21 protein-coding genes are annotated in these 21,035 nt (G+C 68.7%); 14 read left to right on the top strand and 7 right to left on the bottom strand.

Going from position 1 to position 21,035, the window contains the following annotated elements; all coding sequences use genetic code 11:
• Positions 1-31: 31 nt before the first annotated feature.
• Together BCO18175_RS21155 and BCO18175_RS21150 are read right to left on the bottom strand one after the other, a co-directional pair.
• Positions 32-1,657: an APC family permease gene (locus BCO18175_RS21155; RefSeq protein WP_174983721.1), complete on the bottom strand. Its 1,626-nt coding sequence runs from the start codon at positions 1,655-1,657 to the stop codon at positions 32-34.
• Between the two features lie 234 nt (positions 1,658-1,891).
• Positions 1,892-2,812, bottom strand: coding sequence for a dihydrodipicolinate synthase family protein (locus BCO18175_RS21150; protein ID WP_006484863.1), 921 nt, complete (start codon positions 2,810-2,812; stop codon positions 1,892-1,894).
• A 251-nt stretch (positions 2,813-3,063) separates the two neighbouring features.
• Here BCO18175_RS21150 and BCO18175_RS21145 point away from each other — a divergent pair, with 251 nt between their 5' ends.
• From BCO18175_RS21145 to BCO18175_RS21130, 4 genes are all read left to right on the top strand, one after another.
• Positions 3,064-3,996, top strand: coding sequence for a 4-hydroxyproline epimerase (locus BCO18175_RS21145; RefSeq protein ID WP_174984013.1), 933 nt, complete (start codon positions 3,064-3,066; stop codon positions 3,994-3,996).
• Positions 3,993-5,120: an NAD(P)/FAD-dependent oxidoreductase gene (locus BCO18175_RS21140; protein ID WP_174983719.1), complete on the top strand. Its 1,128-nt coding sequence runs from the start codon at positions 3,993-3,995 to the stop codon at positions 5,118-5,120. The genes BCO18175_RS21145 and BCO18175_RS21140 overlap by 4 nt, the downstream gene beginning before the upstream one ends.
• Positions 5,121-5,247: 127 nt before the next feature.
• Positions 5,248-5,481: a 2Fe-2S iron-sulfur cluster-binding protein gene (locus BCO18175_RS21135; RefSeq protein WP_012338331.1), complete on the top strand. Its 234-nt coding sequence runs from the start codon at positions 5,248-5,250 to the stop codon at positions 5,479-5,481.
• Complete coding sequence (locus tag BCO18175_RS21130) at positions 5,478-6,746, top strand: NAD(P)/FAD-dependent oxidoreductase (RefSeq protein WP_174983717.1); 1,269 nt, start codon at positions 5,478-5,480, stop codon at positions 6,744-6,746. The genes BCO18175_RS21135 and BCO18175_RS21130 overlap by 4 nt, the downstream gene beginning before the upstream one ends.
• Positions 6,747-6,804: 58 nt before the next feature.
• On the opposite strand, the gene BCO18175_RS21125 is transcribed toward BCO18175_RS21130, so the two are convergent.
• Entirely contained in the window at positions 6,805-7,749 is a 945-nt protein-coding gene (locus BCO18175_RS21125) for a LysR family transcriptional regulator (RefSeq protein WP_174910646.1), read from the bottom strand.
• 164 nt (positions 7,750-7,913) lie between these two features.
• On the opposite strand from BCO18175_RS21125, the gene gtdA reads away from it, so the two are divergent.
• From gtdA to BCO18175_RS21085, 8 genes are all read left to right on the top strand, one after another.
• Complete coding sequence (gene gtdA, locus BCO18175_RS21120) at positions 7,914-8,957, top strand: gentisate 1,2-dioxygenase (protein ID WP_174983715.1); 1,044 nt, start codon at positions 7,914-7,916, stop codon at positions 8,955-8,957.
• Positions 8,958-9,089: 132 nt separating this feature from the next.
• On the top strand, positions 9,090-9,788 hold the full coding sequence (locus tag BCO18175_RS21115; RefSeq protein WP_174910641.1) for a fumarylacetoacetate hydrolase family protein: 699 nt from the start codon (positions 9,090-9,092) through the stop codon (positions 9,786-9,788).
• Positions 9,789-9,813: 25 nt separating this feature from the next.
• Entirely contained in the window at positions 9,814-10,455 is a 642-nt protein-coding gene (gene maiA, locus BCO18175_RS21110; RefSeq protein WP_174983713.1) for a maleylacetoacetate isomerase, read from the top strand.
• A 19-nt stretch (positions 10,456-10,474) separates the two neighbouring features.
• Positions 10,475-11,683 (top strand): 3-hydroxybenzoate 6-monooxygenase, encoded by a 1,209-nt coding sequence (locus BCO18175_RS21105; protein WP_174983711.1) that lies wholly within the window; start codon positions 10,475-10,477, stop codon positions 11,681-11,683.
• 80 nt (positions 11,684-11,763) lie between these two features.
• Positions 11,764-13,125: an MFS transporter gene (locus BCO18175_RS21100; protein WP_174983709.1), complete on the top strand. Its 1,362-nt coding sequence runs from the start codon at positions 11,764-11,766 to the stop codon at positions 13,123-13,125.
• 96 nt (positions 13,126-13,221) lie between these two features.
• Positions 13,222-13,572 (top strand): ArsR/SmtB family transcription factor, encoded by a 351-nt coding sequence (locus BCO18175_RS21095; RefSeq protein WP_174983707.1) that lies wholly within the window; start codon positions 13,222-13,224, stop codon positions 13,570-13,572.
• Positions 13,562-13,996, top strand: coding sequence for a YeeE/YedE family protein (locus BCO18175_RS21090; protein ID WP_174969364.1), 435 nt, complete (start codon positions 13,562-13,564; stop codon positions 13,994-13,996). The genes BCO18175_RS21095 and BCO18175_RS21090 overlap by 11 nt, the downstream gene beginning before the upstream one ends.
• 1 nt (position 13,997) lies before the next feature.
• Positions 13,998-14,420 carry a DUF6691 family protein gene (locus tag BCO18175_RS21085; protein WP_174983705.1) on the top strand — a complete coding sequence of 141 codons (423 nt, stop codon included), beginning with the start codon at positions 13,998-14,000 and terminating at the stop codon, positions 14,418-14,420.
• 153 nt (positions 14,421-14,573) lie between these two features.
• Here BCO18175_RS21085 and BCO18175_RS21080 read toward each other — a convergent pair whose 3' ends face one another.
• Positions 14,574-14,924 (bottom strand): hypothetical protein, encoded by a 351-nt coding sequence (locus tag BCO18175_RS21080; protein ID WP_174983703.1) that lies wholly within the window; start codon positions 14,922-14,924, stop codon positions 14,574-14,576.
• A 202-nt stretch (positions 14,925-15,126) separates the two neighbouring features.
• Between BCO18175_RS21080 and BCO18175_RS21075 the strand changes: the two genes are divergently transcribed.
• Positions 15,127-16,611 carry a PLP-dependent aminotransferase family protein gene (locus BCO18175_RS21075; protein WP_174983701.1) on the top strand — a complete coding sequence of 495 codons (1,485 nt, stop codon included), beginning with the start codon at positions 15,127-15,129 and terminating at the stop codon, positions 16,609-16,611.
• An 81-nt stretch (positions 16,612-16,692) separates the two neighbouring features.
• Here BCO18175_RS21075 and BCO18175_RS21070 read toward each other — a convergent pair whose 3' ends face one another.
• From BCO18175_RS21070 to BCO18175_RS21060, 3 genes are all read right to left on the bottom strand, one after another.
• Positions 16,693-16,968 (bottom strand): hypothetical protein, encoded by a 276-nt coding sequence (locus BCO18175_RS21070; RefSeq protein WP_011355479.1) that lies wholly within the window; start codon positions 16,966-16,968, stop codon positions 16,693-16,695.
• A gap of 97 nt (positions 16,969-17,065) precedes the next feature.
• Positions 17,066-18,412, bottom strand: a complete 1,347-nt coding sequence (locus BCO18175_RS21065; RefSeq protein ID WP_174983699.1) for a cytochrome-c peroxidase — start codon at positions 18,410-18,412, stop codon at positions 17,066-17,068.
• Between the two features lie 44 nt (positions 18,413-18,456).
• A complete protein-coding gene (locus tag BCO18175_RS21060) occupies positions 18,457-19,920 on the bottom strand; it encodes a metallophosphoesterase family protein (protein ID WP_174983697.1) in 1,464 nt (487 codons plus the stop codon).
• 198 nt (positions 19,921-20,118) lie between these two features.
• Between BCO18175_RS21060 and BCO18175_RS21055 the strand changes: the two genes are divergently transcribed.
• On the top strand, positions 20,119-20,967 hold the full coding sequence (locus BCO18175_RS21055; RefSeq protein ID WP_174983695.1) for a class I SAM-dependent methyltransferase: 849 nt from the start codon (positions 20,119-20,121) through the stop codon (positions 20,965-20,967).
• The last annotated feature ends 68 nt before the right edge of the window (positions 20,968-21,035 follow it).

The raw sequence follows: 21,035 nt of genomic DNA, 5'->3' as shown, positions 1-21,035 counted from the left end.
CGAAGGGATCATGGGTAAGCGCGCGGGCGCGTCAGTCCTCGTCGTCGTCGAGTTGCAGCTTGTCGGCGCGCACGCCGGTATTCGCACCCCAGTAGTAGATGACGAGCGCGACGGCCGCGACGACGACCGTGTCGTACGGATGCGCAAGCTGGCCCGTGCCGCCGAAGCCGCCGAGATACGACAGCACGATCATCGCGGCATAGAACGCGATCAGCCACGCGGACGAGCGCACTTGCTCGGTGAGGCTCAGGTGCGCGGTCGGCACCCAGCGGCGGCACGCGAGATAGATGACGAACATCACGATCTGCAGGCCGAGCAGCCAGGACACCGTGCTCCAGCCCGACCAGTAGACAATCAGTGCGGCGATCACGAACGATGCGGGGCCGGTGATGCCGAACGCGCTGGCGCGGAACGGCCGCGGCAGGTCGGGTGCGGTGCGGCGGAGTGCGGCGACCGATACCGGCGCGACCGCATAGCTCAGCACCAGCGCGGCCGACACGATGTTGATCAGCGCTTCCCACGACGGGAACGGCAGCGTCCAGAAGATCGCGAGGCCGAACGTGAGCCACAGGCCCGCGCGCGGGATGCCCGACGCTTCGTCGACGCGCGTGAACACCTTGAAGAAGGTGCCCGTCTTCGCCCAGCCGTAGACGACACGCGGCGTCGCGTTCATGTAGATGTTGCCGCAGCCGCTCGGCGAAATCATCGCGTCGGCGACGACCATCACCGCGAGCCAGCCGACGCCGAGCGCCAGCGCGATGTCGCGGTACGGCAGCGAGAACGCCTTGCTCACGTCATGCCAGCCGGCGGCGAGCATGTTGGTGGGAATGCTGCCGATGAACGCGAGCTGCAGCAGCACGTAGATCAGCGTCGACAGCAGGATCGACAGGATCAGCGCGATCGGGATCGTGCGCTGCGGATTGCGCACTTCGCTCGCGACCGACACGATCGGCGTGAGTCCGAGGTACGCGAAGATGATGCCGCCCGCGGACACGGCCATCTCGATGCCCGGCATGCCGAACGGCGCGAAGCCCTGGATCGTCAGGTTCGCGGGCTTGAAGAACGTGAACAGCACCGCGATCACCGCCAGCGGCACGATGAACTTGAAGATGCTGATGATGTTGTTCGCCTTCGCGAACGTCTTCACGCTCGAATAGTTCAGGTAAAAGAAGAAGCACAGCAGCGCGGCCTGCACGAGCCAGCCGAGCGTGGTCGGGTCGCTCGATCCTTCGACGGTCAGGCCCGGAAACCACGCGGCCGCATACTGGCGCGCGGCGACGACTTCGATCGCGATCAGGCTCGAAAAGGCGATCAGCGTGATGAAGCCCATCAGGTAGCCGAGCAGCGGGCCGTGCGAGAACACCGGGTAGCGGACCACGCCGCCCGCGCGCGGCAGCGCGGCGCCGAGTTCGCAGTAGACGATGCCGAGCAGCAGCACCGCGAAGCCGCCGAGCAGCCACGAGAAGATGCCGGCCGGGCCCGCGATCGTCGACACGTGACTCGCGGCGAACAGCCACCCCGAACCGAAAATGGCGCCGAGACCGATGAACGTGAGATCGGTCAGTGACAGCTGTTTCTTGAACTTGCCGTGACCCGCGTCGGGGTGCGCGGAACGGGAAAGCGGGACAGACGGGTGAGCGTTGCCTTGGCCTGGCATGGGCTTGTCTCCTAGGGGGAATATCGGCACAGGCTTGAGGTGCGCCGCGCTCCGACGGAGCAGCGGCGCTTGCCTGCCGGCCGGCGGCGCCCGGTTCGAACGACCGGGGCGGGCTGCGGGGCGTTCACACGCGGCGCGGGCAGGCGCCGGTGCGAACGGGCCCGCAGGCCATGCCGGACCGGAGACGGCGGCGCGCTGGGGGGAAAGCCCGCGCGCCGCCGCAGGGGGAGTCGATCAGAGACCGACGTCGGGCAGTGCCGGGCGCGTTTCGAGCGCCTTCGCGACGATGGCCTTCACTTCCGCGAGCGTGTCGCCCTGCAGCGCGAGGCGCGGCGGACGCGTGATCGCGCTGCCGCGGCCGACCAGCTCTTCGCACAGCTTGATGCACTGCACGAGGTCGGGGCGTGCGTCGAGGTGCAGCAGCGGCATGAACCAGCGATACAGCGCGAGCGCTTCGTCGAAACGCTTTTGCTTCGCGAGGCGGAACAGCGTTTCGCCTTCCTTCGGGAACGCATTCGACATGCCCGACACCCAGCCTTCGGCGCCGACGGCGATGCTCTCGACCACGACGTCGTCGAGGCCCGCGAACAGCACGAAGCGATCGCCGACCGCGTTGCGCAGGTCGATGAAGCGGCGCGTATCGCCCGACGAATCCTTGAAGCAGACGATGTTCTCGCAATCCTGCAGCGCGATCAGCACGTCGGGCGTCACGTCGTTCTTGTAGATCGGCGGGTTGTTGTAGACCATCACCGGCAGGTCGGTGCTCGTCGCGACCGCGCGGAAGTGCGCGGCGGTTTCGTGCGGCTTGGCCGAGTAGACCAGCGCGGGCATCACCATCACGCCGTCGACGCCGACGCGCTGGGCTTCACGCACCGTGTTGCGCGCGAATTCGGTCGTGAATTCGGCGATGCCGGCGATCACCGGAATCTTGCCGCCGGCTGCGTCGCGTGCGGCCTCGATCACCTGGAGCTTCTCGCTCGTCGACAGCGACGTGTTTTCGCCGACCGTGCCGCAGACCACGAGGCCCGACACGCCGTCGTTCACCAGGTTCTTCACCACGCGATGCGTGGCGTCGATGTCGAGGGAAAAGTCCGGCTTGAACTGGGTGCTGACGGCCGGGAAAACCCCGGTCCACTGAATGGCGTTTCGGCTCACTTCAATCTCCTACGTGTTTGTATCGGTCGGCCGACAGGTGTCGGTGTGGCAACCAGTATCGCCGCGCAAATGCCCATCACGCTTGAGTCGTATCGCGGAGCAAAATGACGAAATCGGCACAGTGGCCGGACGGCGCGGGAAGGGCGCTTCGCACTATGCCGATTTCGTCGTCGTCCTCATCGAAAAGCCACAAGCGGGCGGACGCGCGACGGAGGAAGCTGTGCTCCTTTCCCCACTTCGGACGGCTCATGATGAAGCGCATCCAGATCATCGATTCGCACACGGGCGGCGAACCCACTCGGCTCGTCGTGTCCGGCTTTCCCGCGCTCGGCAGCGGCACCATGGCCGAGCGCCGCGACGTGCTCGCGCGCGAGCACGACCGTTACCGCACCGCATGCATTCTCGAACCGCGCGGCAGCGACGTGCTGGTCGGCGCGCTGCTGTGCGAACCCGTGTCGCCCGATGCGGCGGCCGGCGTGATCTTCTTCAACAATAGTGGCTATCTCGGGATGTGCGGGCACGGCACGATCGGCGTCGTGCGCACGCTGCACCATATGGGGCGCATCGCGCCCGGCGTGCACCGGATCGAAACGCCCGTCGGCACCGTCGAGGCGACGCTGCACGACGACCTGTCGGTCAGCGTGCGCAACGTGCCCGCGTATCGCCATGCAAAGGGCGTCGCGCTCGACGTGCCGGGTTACGGCCCCGTAAAGGGCGACATCGCGTGGGGCGGCAACTGGTTCTTCCTGATCAGCGACCACGGGCAGCGCGTCGCCGGCGACAACGTCGCGGCGCTCACCGCGTATGCGTCGGCCGTGCGCGAAGGGCTCGAACGCGCGGGCATCACCGGCGCGAACGGCGGCGAGATCGACCATATCGAGCTGTTCGCCGACGATCCCGAACACGACAGCCGCAGCTTCGTGCTGTGCCCGGGCCTCGCGTACGACCGTTCGCCGTGCGGCACCGGCACGAGCGCGAAGCTCGCGTGCCTCGCGGCCGACGGCAAGCTCGCGCCGGGCGCGGTGTGGCGGCAGGCGAGCGTGATCGGCAGCGTGTTCCATGCGAGCTACGAGCAGGCCGAAGGCGGCATCGTGCCGACGATCCGCGGCAGTGCCCACCTGAGCGCGGAAGCGACGCTGCTGATCGAGGAAGACGATCCGTTCGGCTGGGGTATCGCGCCGTGAGCGACACCAAGACGGATGTCGTCGTGATCGGCGCCGGCATCGTCGGCGCGGCGTGCGCGCACGAACTCGCGCAGCGCGGGCTGCGCGTGCTCGTCGTCGACGACGCGAGCGGCGGTGCAACCGGCGCGGGCATGGGGCACCTCGTCGCGATGGACGACAACGCGGCCGAACTCGCGCTCAGCCATTACTCGATCGAACTGTGGCGCGCGCTGAGCAACGAGATGCCCGACGGTTGCGCGTACCGCAACTGCGGCACGTTGTGGCTCGCGGCCGATGCGCACGAAATGGATCTGGCGCGCGCGAAGCAGGCAGCGTTGGCCGCGCACGGCGTCGCGGGCGAACTGATCGACGCGGCGACGCTCGCGCAACTGGAACCGATGCTGCGTGCCGGCCTCGGCGGTGCGCTGAAGATTCCCGGCGATGCAATCCTCTATGCGCCCGTCACCGCGAACTGGCTGCTGCAGCGCGCGCCGCGCATCACGTTGCGGCGCGACCGGGCCGTCGCAGTCGATGGCCCGAGCGTGACGCTCGCGAGCGGCGACACGCTGCGCGCGGAGCGGGTGGTCGTCGCCAACGGCGTTGCCGCGCGCACGTTGCTGCCCGAACTGCCGCTGCGCCCGAAAAAAGGCCATCTGCTGATTACCGACCGCTATCCGGGCCAGGTGTCGCACCAGCTCGTCGAGCTGGGCTATGCGGCGAGCGCGCATGCGAGCGACGGCACGTCAGTCGCGTTCAACGTGCAACCGCGGCCGACCGGCCAGTTGCTGATCGGTTCGTCGCGCCAGTTCGACACCGAGGACGCGCAAGTCGAGCCGCCCGTGCTCGCGCGCATGCTGTGCCGCGCGGTGGGCTATCTGCCCGACCTGGCCGACCTGAACGGGATCCGTGCATGGACGGGGTTCCGTTCCGCAAGCCCCGACGGGCTGCCGCTGCTCGGCGAGCATCCGGCGCGGCCGGGCGTGTGGCTCGCGGTCGGGCACGAAGGGCTCGGCGTGACGACCGCACCGGGCAGCGCGCGGCTCGTTGCCGCGCTGATGGCCGGCGAGCGGCCGCCCATCGATATCGAACCGTATTTGCCGGGACGCTTCCTGACCGCGTCCCCCGTAACCGGAGCGCTGACATGAAACGACCCCCACGCTCACTTCGCTCACTGTCGGCCGGAGTTGGCGCTGCAGCGCTTACTCCGGTCCCATGCACGGCGCCCCTCGCGGGGGCCGTCAGCCCCCTTGGGGCGGCCCGGCGGAGGCTGACATGATCATTCATCTGGACGGCCGCGCGCTGACGGTGGCCGACGGCGCGACCGTCGCGGCCGCCGTCGCGGCGAGCGGCGACGACACGACGCGCGTGTCGTGCACGGGCGCGGCGCGTGCGCCGTTTTGTGGAATGGGCATTTGCCAGGAGTGCAGAATGACGATCGACGGCCGGCGCCGGCTGGCTTGCCAGACGCTGTGCCGAGACGGGATGCAGGTGGAGCGCACGCGATGAAACAGGAACGACTGAGCGTCGATGTCGCAATCGTCGGCGCGGGCCCGGCCGGGCTGTCGGCCGCACGGGCCGCCGCGCGCAGCGGTGCGACGGTTGCGATCGTCGACGACAACCCGCGGGCGGGCGGGCAGATCTGGCGGCAAGGCGCAGCGGCAACGCCGGCGCCGGCTGCCGCCGAGCGGCTCGCCGTATTGCGGCAACCGAACGTCACGCATCTCGCGGCGACGCGCATCGTCGCCGAAACGCAGCCGGGCACGCTGCTGCTCGAAGACGACGAACGCGGGCTGCTGCTCGATTTCCGGATGCTGATTCTGTGCTGCGGCGCACGCGAGCTGCTGCTGCCGTTTCCGGGCTGGACGCTGCCGGGTGTCACCGGTGCGGGCGGCTTGCAGGCGTTGATCAAGTACGGCCTCGATGTGCGCGGGCAGCGCACGGTGATCGCGGGCAGCGGACCGCTGCTGCTGGCGAGCGCCGCGACGGCCCGTCAGGCCGGCGCACGCGTGTCGCACGTGCTCGAACAGGCCGCATGGGGCAGCGTGGCCGGTTTCGGGGCGGGGCTGTGGCGCTGGCCGTCGAAGCTCGCGCAGGCCGCGAAGCTCGTCACGGCCGCCTATCGGCCCGATGCGCATGTCGTCGAAGCGTTCGGCGACAAGCGGCTCGAACGCGTGCGGATTCGTCAGGGCGATCGCGAGTTCGACGTCGACTGCGACCGGCTCGCGTGCGGCTTCGGCCTCGTGCCGAATACCGTGCTGCCGAGTCATCTCGGCTGCCGGATCGACAACGGCGCGGTGGCGGTCGATGCGCACCAGCGTACGAGCCGCGACGGGGTTTTCGCGGCGGGCGAGTGCACGGGCGTCGGCGGCAGCGAGCTGGCGATGGTCGAAGGCGAGATCGCCGGTTTGGCGGCGACCGGGCAGACGGCGCAGTTGGCTGCGCTGGTTACGCAGCGAGCGCACTGGCAGGCTTTTGCGGATGCCGTGCGCGAGCGTTTCGCGATCCGCGAGCCGATCCGCCGGCTTGCGCGGCCCGATACGCTGCTGTGCCGGTGCGAAGACGTGCGATTCGATGCAGTCGCGCAAGCGCCGGGCTGGACGGCCGCGAAACTGCAGTCACGTTGCGGGATGGGCGCGTGCCAGGGCCGTGTGTGCGGCGCGGCCGCGCAGGCACTGTTCGGCTGGACGCCGCCCATACCGCGCACGCCGCTCGTGCCCGCGCGGGTCGGCACGCTGATGCTGGACGGCACGGTGTCCTGCGACGGCGCGTGACGTGATGCATCGCGGCGTCGTGGTGGCTCGGCCCGGTTGACGCCGGGCCGAGCCACATTCAATCCGCCTTCACTTTCTCCCATCCGCCGACCTGCGGTGCCGCACAGGCACGCAGGCATTCGATCGTCGCGGCCACGGCCGCGCGATTCGCACTATCGGGGTGCCAGTACATCGACACCGCGCCCTGGCCTTCGAGCTGCATCGGCAGGATCCGGATCGCGTTCAATTGCGCGAAGCGCTGCGCGGCGCGATGCGACGCGACGCCGAGCAAGTCGGTGTTGTTCAGCAGCGTGAGGTTGAGGATCGACGAATTCGATTCGACGCAGTGCGGCGGCCGCACGCGGCCGGCGGCCGTCAGCGCGGTCTCCAGCGCGTTGTGCACGGGCGTGCCCGACGGCCACACGATCCACGAATAAGCGAGCACGTCGTCCCAGCCGACCGACGCCGCACCGGCGAGCGCGTGGCCGGGACGCGCGACGAACACGACCGGATCGACATACAGCGCTTCCGCATGCAGCAGCGGATCGACGGATGTCGACCCCGAGCGGCCCACGACGATATCCAGTTCGCTGCGCGCGAGCTGCGGCATCAGCTGGTTCATCGTGCTTTCGGTCATCCGAACCTGCGCGCGCGGCATCCGTTTCAGCAACTGCGATACCGCGAGCGGCACCGTGTCGGCCGCCGCGACGCCCGACGTGCCGATCGTCACGAGGCCGCTACCGCCTTCCCGCAGGGCGGCCATGTCGTCGCGCGCGACGTCGAGCTGCGCTTCGACGCGGCGTGCATGCTCGATCAGCGCTTCGCCGTAGGGCGTCGGCCGCAGGCCGCGCGCATGCCGCTCGAACAGCGGTAGCCCGACATCCTCTTCCAGTTCCTTCAGCCATTTCGACAGCGCGGGCTGCGTGGTCGCAAGCGCTACCGCCGACTGGCTCAGATTGCCGGTGCCGGCAAGGCTCAACAGTACCTGCAGGTGCCGCAGTCGCAGCCGGTGGGTCCAGTCCATCGCATGCCTCGCCGCGAGTAGGTATATCCATAACTATATGGATTAGATGATTTGACCATTTTACCGGGTATGTCTGGGTCGAATATAAATCAGCTAACGGACTGCTGCATGGTCCTCGCCCCGACATAGCGCCGACGCCGATCGGCCGACTCCAAGGAGACATCATGACGACCCAGCCGGACGCGTCGCGCGCCGCCTATTACGCACGGATCGCCGAGCAACGCCTGGCGCCGCTGTGGGAATCGCTGCACAACCTCGTGCCGAAATCCCCGCAGCCGGCCGCGCAGGCAGCGATCTGGAAGTACGCGCAGGTGCGCGACCTCGTGATGCAGGCCGGCAGCGTGATCAGCGCGGAAGAAGCCGTGCGCCGCGTGCTGGTGCTGGAGAACCCCGGGTTGCCGGGCAAGTCGAGCATGACGCCGACCCTGTACGCGGGCCTGCAGCTGATCCTGCCGGGCGAGATCGCGCCGAGCCACCGGCATACGCAGTCGGCGCTGCGCTTCATCGTCGAAGGATGCGGCGCGTGGACGGCCGTGAACGGCGAGCGCACGACGATGCATCCGGGCGACTTCATCATCACGCCGTCGTGGGCGTGGCACGACCACGGCAACCCGTCGGAGGAAGAGGGCGGCGAGCCGGTCGTGTGGCTCGACGGGCTTGACATTCCGCTGCTCGCGAACCTCGACGCAGGCTTCGCGGAGAACTACCCGGAAGCCGTGCAGCCCGTGAATCGCCCGGAAGGCGACAGCTTCGCGCGCTTCGGTCACAACATGGTGCCGGTGCGGCATCGCGTGAGCGATCCGACGTCGCCGGTGTTCAGCTATCCGTATGCCCGCACCCGCGAGGCGCTTGACGCGCTGTACCGGAACGGCGAGCTCGACGCGTGGGACGGCGTGAAGCTGCGCTACGTGAACCCCGCGACGGGTGGCTGGCCGATGCCGACGATCGCCACCTTCATGCAGTTCCTGCCCGCCGGCTTCAACGGCCGCACGTACCGCAGCACCGACGCGACGATCTACTGCGTCGTCGAAGGCAGCGGCACCGCGCACATCGGCGGCAACGCATTCGAATTCGAGCCGCATGACATCTTCGTCGCGCCGTCGTGGGCGCCCGTGCGGCTGTCGGCGTCGTCCGGCAGCGTGCTGTTCAGCTATTCCGACAGGCCCGTGTTGTCCGCGCTGAACCTGCTGCGCGAAGCGCGCGACTGACGCCGGCTGCTTTCAACGATTCGTTTCCCGATTCCCGATTCCCGATTCCCGATTCCCGATTCCCGTTTCCCGTTTCCCGCGCGCCGTCACCTCGGCGCGCCCCCTTCATTCGTATTTACGCTGGAGCCATACATGACTTTCGTTTTCCCGCCCGAAGCGCCCGTGGCACTCCCCGTCGCCGGCAGCGATGCGCAATTCGCGGTACGCCGCGTCTATTGCGTCGGCCGCAACTACGCGGCCCATGCACGCGAAATGGGCTTCGATCCCGATCGCGAGCCGCCGTTCTTCTTCTGCAAGCCGGCCGATTCGATCGTGCCGGTCGCGTACGGCGAAACGCTCGATCTCGCGTATCCGTCGCAGACGCAGAACTATCACTACGAAGCCGAACTCGTCGCGGTGATCGGCAAGGGCGGCTCGGACATTCCGCTCGAGCACGCGCTCGAACACGTGTGGGGCTATGCGGTCGGCCTCGACATGACGCGCCGCGACCTGCAGATGAAGATGCGCGAAATGGGCCGGCCGTGGGAAATCGGCAAGGCATTCGACCGCTCCGCGCCGATCGGGCCCGTGCATCCGGCAAGCGACGTCGGTCATTTCGAGCAGGGCGGCCTGTGGCTGACCGTCAACGGCGCAACGAAGCAGACGAGCGACGTGTCGCACCTGATCTGGTCGGTCGCGGAAACGGTGGCCGACCTGTCGAAGTTCTTCCGCCTCGAACCGGGCGACGTGATCTTCACGGGCACGCCCGAAGGCGTCGGCGCGGTGGTCGCGGGCGACGTGATGAAGGTCGGCGTCGAACGGCTCGGCGAACTGACCGTGCGCGTGGTCTGACGCATCTTGATCGAAAGGCGACATCGTGCAACTGCATAGCTTCTTCAACAGTTCGACGTCCTACCGGGTGCGCATCGCGCTCGCGCTGAAAGGGCTGTCGTACGACACGCTGCCGGTGAACATCCGCACCGGCGAGCATCGCGACGCGGCCTACGTCGCGAACGTGAACCCGTCGGCCGCGGTGCCGGCACTGGTCGACGGCGATTTCCGTCTCGGGCAGTCGCTCGCGATACTCGATTACCTCGACCAGATCCAGCCGACGCCTCGACTGATTCCGCTCGAACCGCACCATTGCGCCCGCGTGCTGGAACTCGCGGCGCTGATCGCATGCGACATCCATCCGGTCAACAACCTGCGCGTGCTGCGCTATCTCGACAGCGAGCTGAAGGTCACGCCGCAGCAGAAGACAGCGTGGTACCGGCACTGGATCGCGGAAGGGATGGCCGGTGTCGAGCGGCTGCTCGCGCGCGCGGACGAGAGCCCGTGGTGCTTCGGCGACACGCCGACGCTCGCCGACGTATGCCTCGTGCCTCAGGTCGCGAACGCGTTGCGGATGGATTGCGACCTGAGTGCGTATCCGCGCAGCCTCGCGGTGTTTGAACACGCGCGGCACGACCCGGCGTTCGAGGCCGCACAACCGCAGCGGCAACCGGATTACGTCGCGTAACACGAAGCAGGAGACAGACATGGGCGAGACAAAACATAACGGCCGGCGCGTGCTGGTGATCGGCGGCGGAATCGGCGGGCTCGCGACGGCGCTCGCGCTCGCGCGCCAGGGCATTCGCGTGAAGCTGCTCGAACAGGCAGATCGGATCGGCGAGATCGGCGCGGGGATCCAGCTCGCGGCGAATGCATTCAACGCGCTCGACGCGCTCGGTGTCGGCGAGGCCGCGCGCGGCCGGGCCGTGTTCACCGACCGGCTGCAGCTGATGGATGCGGTCGATGCACGCGAGGTTGCGCGCATCGATACGGGCGCCGCGTACCGCGAGCGCTTCGGCAATCCGTATGCGGTGATTCATCGCGCGGACATTCACCTGTCGATCTACGAGGCGGTCAAGGATCATCCGCTGATCGAATTCCGCACGAGCACGCAGGTGTGTGCCTTCGAGCAGGACGGCAACGGCGTGACGGTGACCGACCAGCACGGCGAACGGTATCGCGCCGATGCGGTGATCGGCTGCGACGGCGTGAAATCCGCGATCCGTCACGCGCTGATCGGCGATGTGCATCGCGTGACGGGCCACGTCGTGTATCGCGCGGTGGTCGACGTCGACAACATGCCGCAGGACCTGCAGATCAATGCGCCGGTCGTGTGGGCCGGGCCGCATTGCCATCTCGTTCACTATCCGCTGCGCGGCGGACGGCAGTACAACCTCGTCGTCACGTTCCACAGCCGCGAGCAGGAAACCTGGGGCGTGCGCGAGGGCAGCAAGGAGGAAGTGCTGTCGTACTTCGACGGCATCCATCCGCTGCCGAAGCAGATGCTCGACCGGCCGACGTCGTGGAAGCGCTGGGCGACCGCCGATCGCGATCCGGTCGAACGCTGGAGCGCGGGCCGCGCGACGGTGCTCGGCGACGCCGCGCATCCGATGACGCAATACATCGCGCAGGGCGCGTGCCAGGCGCTCGAGGATGCAGTGACGCTCGGTGCGGCCGTGGCCCGGACCGACGGCGATTTCGAAGCCGCGTTCGCACTGTACGAACGTGTGCGGATTCCGCGCACCGCGCGCGTACTGTATTCGGCGCGCGAGATGGGGCGGATCTATCACGCGAAGGGCGTCGAAAGGCAGGTACGCAACGGGCTCTGGGTCGGCCGTACGCAGGCGCAGTTCTTCGACGCGCTCGACTGGCTGCACGGCTGGCGTGCGGAGGATTGCCTGAAGTCCGTCGCGTAACGCGGCGCGGTTGGCCCGATTCCGGCGGCGCGCATTTCAACGATACGACGCGCGACCGCCTTCCTGGAGGAGACACCATCATGGCCGATACGCTGTTCATCGACGTCAGCGAATGGATCGACCGGCATCGCGTTGCGCCGTTTCAGGCCGCGATCGTCGTCCTGTGCTTTCTGATCGTCGCGATCGACGGTTTCGATACCGCATCGATCGGTTTCATCGCCCCCGTCATCCGCGCGGAATGGGGCCTGTCGCCCGCGCAGCTCGCGCCGGTGTTCGGCGCGGGGCTCGCGGGGCTGATGGCCGGCGCGCTCGTGTTCGGGCCGTTCGGCGACCGGTTCGGCCGCAAGCGGCTGCTGCTCGCCTGTGTGGCGTGCTTCGGCATCGCGAGCGCCGCGTCGGCGAGTGCCGGCGGCCTGACCGAGCTGATCGCGTGGCGCTTCGTGACCGGGCTCGGGCTGGGCGGTGCGATGCCCAATGCGATCACGCTGACGTCCGAATACTGTCCGGCGCGGCGCCGCTCGCTGCTGGTGACGACGATGTTCTGCGGCTTCACGATCGGCTCGGCACTCGGCGGGCTCGCGGCCGCGTCGCTGATCGAGCACTACGGCTGGCGTGCGGTGCTCGTCGTCGGCGGGGCCGCGCCATTGCTGCTCCTGCCGGTGCTCGCGTGGCGGCTGCCGGAATCGGTGCGCTATCTCGTCAATCAGGGTGCACCTTCCGAGCGGATTGCGGCGATGCTGGGACGCATCGCGCCGGATCCGCATCTTCGGAGCGCGTCATTCACCGCGCCCGCCGGCAAGCCGGCCGGATCGCCGCTCGGCCGCCTGTTCAGGGCCGACCTGCTGCGCGGCACGCTGCTGCTGTGGCTCACGTTCTTCATGAGCCTGCTCGTGATCTACCTGTTGTCGAGCTGGCTGCCGACGCTGCTGCGCACGACCGGCGCGACGCTGCAGACGGCCGCGCGCGTGACCGCGATGTTCCAGGTCGGCGGCACGCTCGGTGCGATCGTCCTCGGCGGGCTGATGGACCGTTTCGATCCGCATCGCGTACTGGCCTGCAGCTACGCGGCGGCCGGCGTGTTCGTCGCGGCGATCGGCGTGTTTGCCGCGTCGCCGTGGAGCGCCGCGCTGGCCGTGTTCGCGGCCGGTTTCTGCGTATCGGGTTCGCAGGTCGGCGCGAATGCGCTGTCGGCCGCGTTCTATCCGACCGAGTGCCGCACCACCGGCGTGAGCTGGGCGAACGGGATCGGCCGTGGCGGCTCGGTCGTCGGATCGATGGCGGGCGGCGCGATGCTGGCGATGGGCGTGCCGTTGTCGACGGCGTTTGCCGTCGTCGCGGCGCCGTGCGTGATCGCGGGGATTGCGGTGCTGGCGCTCGGCGTGGTGCGTGCCGATGCGGCGCGCATGCCCGCCGCGAAGGCGATGGCGGGCGAGCAGGCCTGAGCGAAGGAGGGCGCAAGGCCGCCTGTCGGAAAGTGGCAAGGTTCGACGTTATATGAATTGATATAATATTGATTCTTTAACTGTCTTTCTGCGCCGATGAACGACGATCTTTCCGCCGGGTTGCCGGAACCCGCCCAGATGCGCGCGGCCGCCGAATCGGCCTGCGCGCTGCTCAAGGTGCTGTCGAATCCCGACCGGCTGCTGCTGCTCTGCGAACTGTCCCAGGGCGAGCGCTGCGTGAGCGATCTCGAGACAGCGCTGGATATCCGCCAGCCGACGCTGTCGCAGCAGCTCGGTGTGTTGCGGGACAACGCGCTGGTTCGCACGCGCCGCGACGGCAAGAACATCCGCTATTCGCTCGACAGCCCGGCCGCGATTGCGGTGATGGGCGTGCTGTACGAGCAATTCTGCGGCCCGGCCGCGAAGGGGCGGCGCGATGCAGCTTGATGCGCTTCATTTCACGCCGTGGCTGTCGTTGGCCGGCGGCGTACTGATCGGGCTCGCGGCAGCGTGGCTCGTTGCGTTCAACGGCCGGATTGCCGGCATCAGCGGCATCGTCGGCGGTCTGTTCGCGGCACGCGCGGGCGAGCGCGACTGGCGCGCCGCGTTCGTCGCCGGGCTGATCGCCGCACCGCTCGTGATGCACGTCGCCGGGAACAGCCTGACGCCGCAGGTCGATGCAGGCTGGGTCGAACTGGTGGCGGCCGGGCTACTGGTCGGAGTCGGCACGCGGTACGCGGGCGGCTGCACGAGCGGCCACGGTGTGTGCGGGATGTCGCGCGGTGCGCTGCGTTCGGTGGTCGCGACGGTGGTCTTCATGGTCGCAGGCTTCGTGACCGTCTTCGTGCGACGGCACGTGCTGGGAGGCTGACATGCAGGCAGGATTCGCATTTCTCGCGGGGTTGCTGTTCGGCGTCGGCCTCATCGTGTCGGGCATGGCCAGTCCGCAGAAGGTGCTCGGCTTTCTCGACCTGGCGGGCCGCTGGGATCCGTCGCTCGCGTTCGTGATGGCCGGCGCGATGGGCGTGGCCGTGTTTGCGTTCGCATGGGCGAAACGCCGGACGCGGTCGTGGCTCGGTTTGCCGATGCAGTTGCCCGCCGTGCGGGCGATCACCATGCGGATGGTTGCCGGCAGTGCCGTGTTCGGCATCGGCTGGGGGATCGCCGGGTTCTGCCCGGGGCCTGCGATCGTGTCGATCGGCTTCGGATCGGCGAAGGGGATCGTGTTCGTCGTCGCGATGCTGGCAGGGATGGCCGTATTCGAGTGGGTCGAGCGTCGCAGGAGTGCGCGGTAAGGTGACGGTCGCCGCGTACCAAGCAAGCGGTGGCGGTTGATCGGTCAAGGCCGGTCGATCTGCATGAGCGCGGCCGAACCGGATCGAGTCCAATCTCCATCGGATGATGCGGTGTCAGCCTGATGCTTCTTCGTGACGCGGCAAGTCCCGATTTCAGGAATGCTCGCGCACACGATGGCCGCCGCGCATCCGCTCGGATAGCCAGCGTAGGGCCGCACGCAATCCCGCGAGCACGACGGGCTGTCCGTCCGGCTCCACGACCGCCGTGCTGACCGCGCCCGTGCCGCCGGCCGACAGCGCGACGTGGCCAGCCGTCTCGAACGTCAGGCATTCACCTTCGTCGAGCAGGCGGCGAATGTGCTGCGGCGCGTCGGGCAGCCAGTCGAGCCCGCCGTGCCGCAGCGTGACCGCCAGCGCGCCATCGAGCACGATCACCTGGCTGCCCTTGTCGTACCACGCAAAGTGGCTTTGCCCGGCGTCGAGCCGGATGTGATGCGTCTGCATGGCGATTCCCTTTCCCGGTTGCGCGGCCTCGCGACGGCGAGGCGACAGCGTGCAATCAGGTTAGGGAAACGGGCACCGGCACGACAGATTCAGGGGGCGGGAATCTGTTGCGGTGCAGCGACGAATTTGCGTCGCTGTATCGGTGGGTTTCCCCGGAATCTGTATCTGGCGTGCGATCGGCCGCGCGGGCACGATCGGCTGCATGACGCCTTTCGCCGATTCATCCCGCCCGCCCTTGCCGATGGACGGCGAGCCGCTTTACGAACGGCTCGCCGAGCATTACCGCCGAATCATCGCAGCCGGCACGCTGTCGCCCGGCGACCGGATGCCGTCGGTGCGTGCATTCATGGCACAGCACGGCGTGAGCCTGTCGACCGCGATCCAGGCGTTCCGGCGGCTCGAGGATACGGGCTGGTGCGAGGCGAAGCCGCGCTCCGGCTACTTCGTGCGGCGCCGCGCGGCGGTCGCGCTCGAAACGCTGCCGGAAAGCGACGGGCCACCGCTGAGCGTCGAGCCGCCGTTCGCGGGCCTGCACGAACGCGTGTCGCGCGTGATCGATCGCGCCAACGCGGCGCCCGATGCGCTGAATCTCGGCGGTGCTTCCGCGCTGGCCACGCTGTATCCGGCCGAGCGCCTGCAGGCGCTCGCGATCCGGCTGTTGCGGCGCAAGCCCACGCTGCTGACCGATGCGGGGCCCGTCGGCGGTTCGCCCGAGTTCCGGCAGACGATGGCCAAGCGCGCGCTGTCGTACGGCGTGACGGTGGCGCCGGACGACGTGATGTCGACGAGCGGCGGCGTCGATGCCGTGAATCTCGCATTGCGCGCGGTGGCGCGCCCCGGCGACACGATCGCGATCGAATCGCCGGCGTTCTTCGGCTTGATCCAGTTGCTGGAGAGCCTCGGTTTGCGCGCGCTCGAAATCCCGGCCAGCCCGACGACCGGCCTGTCGATCGAGGCGCTCGAAGTGGCGCTGACCGCGTATCCGGACATTCGGGCCGTGGTCGTCGTGCCGAACCTGCAGAACCCGCTCGGCTGCGTGATGCCCGACGAGCGCAAGGCCGCGCTCGTCTCGCTCTGTTCGCGCCACGGCGTGGCCGTGATCGAGGACGAGCCTTATCGCGAGCTCGTCGAGGCGCCGCAGGCGGTCAAGCCGGTGAAGGCATGGGACCGCGACGGCACGGTGATCTACTGCCCGTCGTTCAACAAGGTGCTGGCTCCCGGGATGCGGCTTGGCTGGATCAGCGCGGGGCGCTGGCATGCGCGCGTGAAGATGCTGAAGTTTGCGCACAGCCGGCACAACGCCGCGTTGCTGCAGGCCGTTGCGGCCGAATTCGTCGGTTCGGGCGCGTTCGATCGCCATCTGCACCGGTTCCGCGAACAGTTGCGTGTGCAGCGCGACGTGACGATCGACGCGATTGCACGGCATTTCCCGGCCGGCACCCGGATGAACCAGCCGCCGGGAGGGATGCTGCTGTGGATCGCGCTACCGGACGGCGTGCGCTCCGAGGTGCTGTTCGACGCCGCGCTGGCCCATGGGGTCAGGATCGCGCCCGGTTCGATCTTCTCGAATTCCGACCGCTTCGACGGCTATATCCGGCTTGCTTGCACGCGCGTGTTCGATGCGGCGCACGAAGCGGCATTCGAAACGCTCGGCCGCCTCGTACGGGAAGCCACCGCGGCCACGTAAGCGCGGTGGCGACCGGCCGGGCTTGCGAATACGCAAGCGCCGCAGCTTTCCGAGCCACCGACGCGGCGAGCCGCCGCCATTTCATCGGCTGGCCGAGTGCGTAGCGAGGTGCTGGCGGATCAGCGACAGGTAACGATCGCCAACCGAGAAATCGCGCGCGGCGCGGGGCCGTTCGGCCTGGCGCAGCGTGGCCGGTGCGCTCATGCCCAGATACCGGCATACGGCGGACGGGAAGGGCTTGCGCGTATGCCCGAGCTGGCGAGCCGCGCGCTCGACGCGGGCATCGCCGACCTGGGCGCGGAGCCACGCCAGCACTTGGCGATCGGCTTCGTTGACGATACGGACCAGATGTTCCATCGCGCACCTCACTGTTCATAAATACAGTACTGTAAATATAACCAGTGTTTGCGACGACCGCAAGCGGGTGCGTGTGCGGCTGGCCGTTCGGCCAGGGTCAGTGAGCCGGCGCGGCGGTTCGCGTGATCCGGGCGGCAGGGGCCGCGGGCGCTACGGGAGCAGCAACCTTCGTATAGCGCGCGTCGGTCAGCGTGCCGAGGAACGCGACGATGTCGTCGATTTCCGCGTCGGTCAGCGCGGGCGGCGTGCCGGGCCGGCGGTTCATCGGCGTCGAGTTGACGTTGATGTTGCCTCGGTAGGCGGCCGGCACGTCGTCGAACGTTCTGGCCCCGTGATACCAGAAGCCCGGGTCGGTCGAGCGCGTGTTGTAGAACGCGACCGCGTCGCGCAGCGTCGTGAACACGCCGTTGTGCATGAATGTCTGCTTGACCGCGACGTTGCGCAGCCCCGGCGTGCGCAGGTAGCCGCACCATTGCGTCGGCTCGGGCCAGCGCAGCCGCCGTGCCGTGTCGCACAGCCCGTTGTCGAAATGGCGCGGATCGCGGTTCGCCGGCAGCGCGCGGTTGCGCGGCACCGCGATCGCGTCGTAGCCGAAATCGGTGAAGAGCGAACGTTCCGGGCGGCTCGACGTCTCCGACAGCGTATGGCAGCTCATGCAGTTGCCCTTGTCCGGATTCCGGAACAGCGCGAGGCCGCGCATCTCGGCCGGCGCGAGCGGCTTGCGCGTGCGCAGGAACGTGTCGAAGCGCGACGTGAACGGCGCCATCTCGTCGCTCTGCAGATAGGCTTCGACGGCCAGGCCCAGCGCGCGCACCAGTTGCTCGGGATCGCGCCGCACCGGCGCGCCGAAGCGCGCGGCGAGATCCGGCGCGAGTTCGGTCGCGTCGATCTTGCGCAGCAGCGCGGCCGGCGACCGGTTGTTCATCTCGTTCGGATCGAACAGCGGCCCGCGGATCTGCTCGGCGAGCGTATCCGCGCGCCCGTCGCTGAACAGGCCGCCGAACGGCGACGGCGCGGGCGCATCGTCGTCCTGGTAGAAGTGGCGGCGCGGCACGTAGCGTACATAGAGCAGCGACGGCGCGTTGCGCTGGCTGAAACGCCCGGGCCGGCTGCCTTCCGGCACGCCCGGCCCCGCGAGCGCGGCGGCCGACAGCGTCGGCGCGAACGCGCGGCCCGGGTCGTGGCAGCCCGCGCACGAGATGCCGCGCGGCTCGGACAGGCGCGGATCGAAGAAGATCCGGCGGCCGAGCGCGACGAGCGTCGGGTCGGGCGCGAAGCGCGCGGTCGCCGCATCGATCTTGCCCGTCACCTGCGGCGTGCCGTTGCCGATCGTGTCGACGACTCGCGAAGGCGGTGCACCGGGAAGCAGGATCGTTTCGGCCGGTGCGGCGTGGGCCGCGAGCGCCAGGCCCGCGAGCCCGGCCGCGGCCAGTGTGCGCAGCATTTGCCGGCCGCGAGCATGGCGGCCGTCATCTCGAACTTCTTCACTCACGGCGCAATGAACCCCGTCTTGTCGCAGGCGAGCGTCCTGCCCGACTGGTTGCACGACGCGAGCAGCTTGCCGGCCGCCGAATACGCGTGGAACACCCAGCCGGTCGCCGGGGCGTCGCGGCGTTCCATGATCAGGAAGCCGAAGCTGTTGTTGTGCGACAGCCGCTCGATCACGGCGCCCGGTGCGGGCGTCAGGCCGGCCGGGAACGGGTCGGGCAGCGCGACGTCGAGGTTGTCGCCGCCGTTGCCGGACACGATTGTCGCCGGATGCCCGGACGAGAAGTTGATCGCCTGGAAATCGTGCACGTGCCCGTGCAGCGCGACGTGCACGCCGGGCGGGTAGTACGCCTGCGCGTTGAGGCTCGACATCACCGACTGCAGCGCGAGGTTGCCCGGCGCGGGCGTGCTGCCGGCGATCGGCGCGAACGCGAGGATCGGATGATGGTTCGTGAAGATCGTCGTCGTCATGCCGGCCGTCGACGCGAGCGCGGCGACCGTCTGGAACTGCTTCTGGTAGATGCCGAATTGCGCGTCGGTGGTCTTGAGCGGCGTGCGGCCGACCTTCGCGGTGTCGAACACGATCACCTGCGAGCCGCTGCCGAGCGACACCGCATAGGGCTCCGAGTAGTTCGCGTTGTTGTCGTTGGCCGGCTCGTCACACGAGCGGGCGGCCGAATACGGGCGCGGATCGAGGAAGCGGAACCACCCCTGGCCTGCGCGCGCGCACTCCTCGTGGTTGCCGCGCACGACGACCCACGGCGCCTTCGCGAGCAGCGGCGCGGCCGGGCGGAACAGGTCGGCCTGCCACGTATCCCAGCCATAGCCCCACGGGCTGTCCTTGCAGCCGGCGATGTCCGGCGGGCAGGCGTTCTCGCGATAGTGGTAGTCGCCGATGTGCATCACCAGGTCGGGCGACAGCTTCGCGACGCTGGCCGCGATCGTGTCGAGCGGCCAGACCGACGCGTCGTTGCACGCCTGCCACGCGTTGTCGGCCTTCTTCATGCGGCAGCCGGTGTCGGCGATGATCGCGATGCGTTGCGGCTGCGCCTTCGGCAACGGCAGCGTGCGGCCCGCGACGCTCGCCGCCTGCGCGCCGGCCGGCAGCGTCATCTCGCAGACGGATACCGGGAAGCTCGACGGCTTCGAATCGGACGGGTCGCTGGCGGTCGGCCGCTGGGCGATGGTCGCGGCGCCCGCGCGTACGGACATGCGCGACAGCTTGCCGTCGACGGTCAGTTGCGGGCACAGCGGATCGCTGGCCGACGCGGGCGTGTAGTTCGTGATGACGCGCGCGATTGCCTGGTTCGACTCGCCGATCTCGACCCATGCGGCCTGGACGTTGACCGACGCACTCGCCGGATCGGCGGGCGAATCGATGTGGTTCGAGCACGCCGATAGCGCGGCGAGGGCAACAAGGGGAGCGCAGCGCACGAGCAGCGCGCGCGTGAGGAGTCGTCGCATGGGAGGCACCGTAGGAAAGTCGTCAACGATACGCAGCGCGAATGTAAGAAATGTGAAAAGAACGGGGCGCGATGGGGGGGCACTCGGGCTGGGCGTCGACATTGCGACGGCAGGTCGCGGCCGGGGGGCCTTGACCTCAAGCCGGCTTGAAGCAGCAAAGTGCGAGGCACGATCAACGAACCAGAAGGGGAATCGACGATGGAAACCAGCCGGCCCAACGATGAACAATCCGCGCTATGGAATGGCCCGTCGGGGCGCGCCTGGGTTGATACGCAGGCGCCGATCGACCGGATGTTCGAACTGCTGGAGAAGTTGCTCGTGGATGCGGCGGCCGCGTCGTCCGCGCGCACCGTGCTCGATGTCGGCTGCGGCACGGGAGCGGTCACGCTTTCGATCGCGCGGCGGCTTGGGGCGGACGCGCAGTGCACGGGCATCGATATCTCGGCCCGGATGATCGACGCCGCGCAAGCGCGCGCCGAACGCAGCGGCGTTCACGCCCGTTTCGTGCGTGCGGATGTGCAGACGCACGCGTTCGAGCCCGCGAGCGTCGACCTGATCGTGTCGCGCCTCGGCGTGATGTTCTTCGACGATCCGGTTCGTGCCTTTGCGAATCTGCGGCATGCGGCACGGCCGAATGCGCAGATGCGGTTCGTCGCGTGGCGCGGCGCGGCCGACAATCCGTTCATGACGATCGCCGAGCGGGCCGCCGCGCCGTTGCTGCCGAACCTGCCCGCGCGGCGGCCCGGCGCGCCGGGGCAGTTTGCGTTCGGCGACCGGCAGCGGATCGAGTCGGTGCTGTCGGACAGCGGCTGGGCGGACATCGCGATCGAGCCGGTCGATCTGGCGTGCGCGCTGCCTGCGCCCGCGCTGGACGACTACATCACGCGGCTCGGCCCGGTCGGGCTTGCGTTGCTGGAGGTGGACGAGGCGACTCGGCTACGCGCCGTCGACACGATGCGTGCCGCGTTCGAGCCTTACGTGGATGGTGCCGATGTGCGCTTCGACGCGGCATGCTGGCTCGTGACGGCGCGCGCACCGTCCGCGTAACGCATTGCGGTAAAGACGCGGATCAGGGAAGCGGCGGCCGGTTCGTCCCGCGCGTTGTAGTTTGTGCG

The sequence above is a fragment of the Burkholderia lata genome (genome assembly GCF_902499335.1).
Lineage (GTDB): Bacteria > Pseudomonadota > Gammaproteobacteria > Burkholderiales > Burkholderiaceae > Burkholderia > Burkholderia lata_B.
Note: the sequence above shows the minus strand (reverse complement) of the source record. Positions and strands in the feature narration are given on the sequence as shown.

What these genes read in the sequence shown, in the direction of transcription:
- BCO18175_RS21105 (WP_174983711.1), top strand. Translation starts at nt 10,475, where the DNA reads ATGGGCGAGACAAAACATAACGGCCGGCGCGTGCTGGTGATCGGCGGC.
- BCO18175_RS21075 (WP_174983701.1), top strand. Translation starts at nt 15,127, where the DNA reads ATGACGCCTTTCGCCGATTCATCCCGCCCGCCCTTGCCGATGGACGGC.
- BCO18175_RS21065 (WP_174983699.1), bottom strand. Translation starts at nt 18,412, where the DNA reads ATGCTGCGCACACTGGCCGCGGCCGGGCTCGCGGGCCTGGCGCTCGCG.
- BCO18175_RS21085 (WP_174983705.1), top strand. Translation starts at nt 13,998, where the DNA reads ATGCAGGCAGGATTCGCATTTCTCGCGGGGTTGCTGTTCGGCGTCGGC.
- BCO18175_RS21060 (WP_174983697.1), bottom strand. Translation starts at nt 19,920, where the DNA reads ATGCGACGACTCCTCACGCGCGCGCTGCTCGTGCGCTGCGCTCCCCTT.
- BCO18175_RS21130 (WP_174983717.1), top strand. Translation starts at nt 5,478, where the DNA reads ATGAAACAGGAACGACTGAGCGTCGATGTCGCAATCGTCGGCGCGGGC.
- BCO18175_RS21095 (WP_174983707.1), top strand. Translation starts at nt 13,222, where the DNA reads ATGAACGACGATCTTTCCGCCGGGTTGCCGGAACCCGCCCAGATGCGC.
- BCO18175_RS21125 (WP_174910646.1), bottom strand. Translation starts at nt 7,749, where the DNA reads ATGGACTGGACCCACCGGCTGCGACTGCGGCACCTGCAGGTACTGTTG.
- BCO18175_RS21135 (WP_012338331.1), top strand. Translation starts at nt 5,248, where the DNA reads ATGATCATTCATCTGGACGGCCGCGCGCTGACGGTGGCCGACGGCGCG.
- BCO18175_RS21145 (WP_174984013.1), top strand. Translation starts at nt 3,064, where the DNA reads ATGAAGCGCATCCAGATCATCGATTCGCACACGGGCGGCGAACCCACT.
- BCO18175_RS21100 (WP_174983709.1), top strand. Translation starts at nt 11,764, where the DNA reads ATGGCCGATACGCTGTTCATCGACGTCAGCGAATGGATCGACCGGCAT.
- BCO18175_RS21070 (WP_011355479.1), bottom strand. Translation starts at nt 16,968, where the DNA reads ATGGAACATCTGGTCCGTATCGTCAACGAAGCCGATCGCCAAGTGCTG.
- BCO18175_RS21115 (WP_174910641.1), top strand. Translation starts at nt 9,090, where the DNA reads ATGACTTTCGTTTTCCCGCCCGAAGCGCCCGTGGCACTCCCCGTCGCC.
- BCO18175_RS21080 (WP_174983703.1), bottom strand. Translation starts at nt 14,924, where the DNA reads ATGCAGACGCATCACATCCGGCTCGACGCCGGGCAAAGCCACTTTGCG.
- BCO18175_RS21055 (WP_174983695.1), top strand. Translation starts at nt 20,119, where the DNA reads ATGGAAACCAGCCGGCCCAACGATGAACAATCCGCGCTATGGAATGGC.
- gtdA (WP_174983715.1), top strand. Translation starts at nt 7,914, where the DNA reads ATGACGACCCAGCCGGACGCGTCGCGCGCCGCCTATTACGCACGGATC.
- BCO18175_RS21090 (WP_174969364.1), top strand. Translation starts at nt 13,562, where the DNA reads ATGCAGCTTGATGCGCTTCATTTCACGCCGTGGCTGTCGTTGGCCGGC.
- BCO18175_RS21155 (WP_174983721.1), bottom strand. Translation starts at nt 1,657, where the DNA reads ATGCCAGGCCAAGGCAACGCTCACCCGTCTGTCCCGCTTTCCCGTTCC.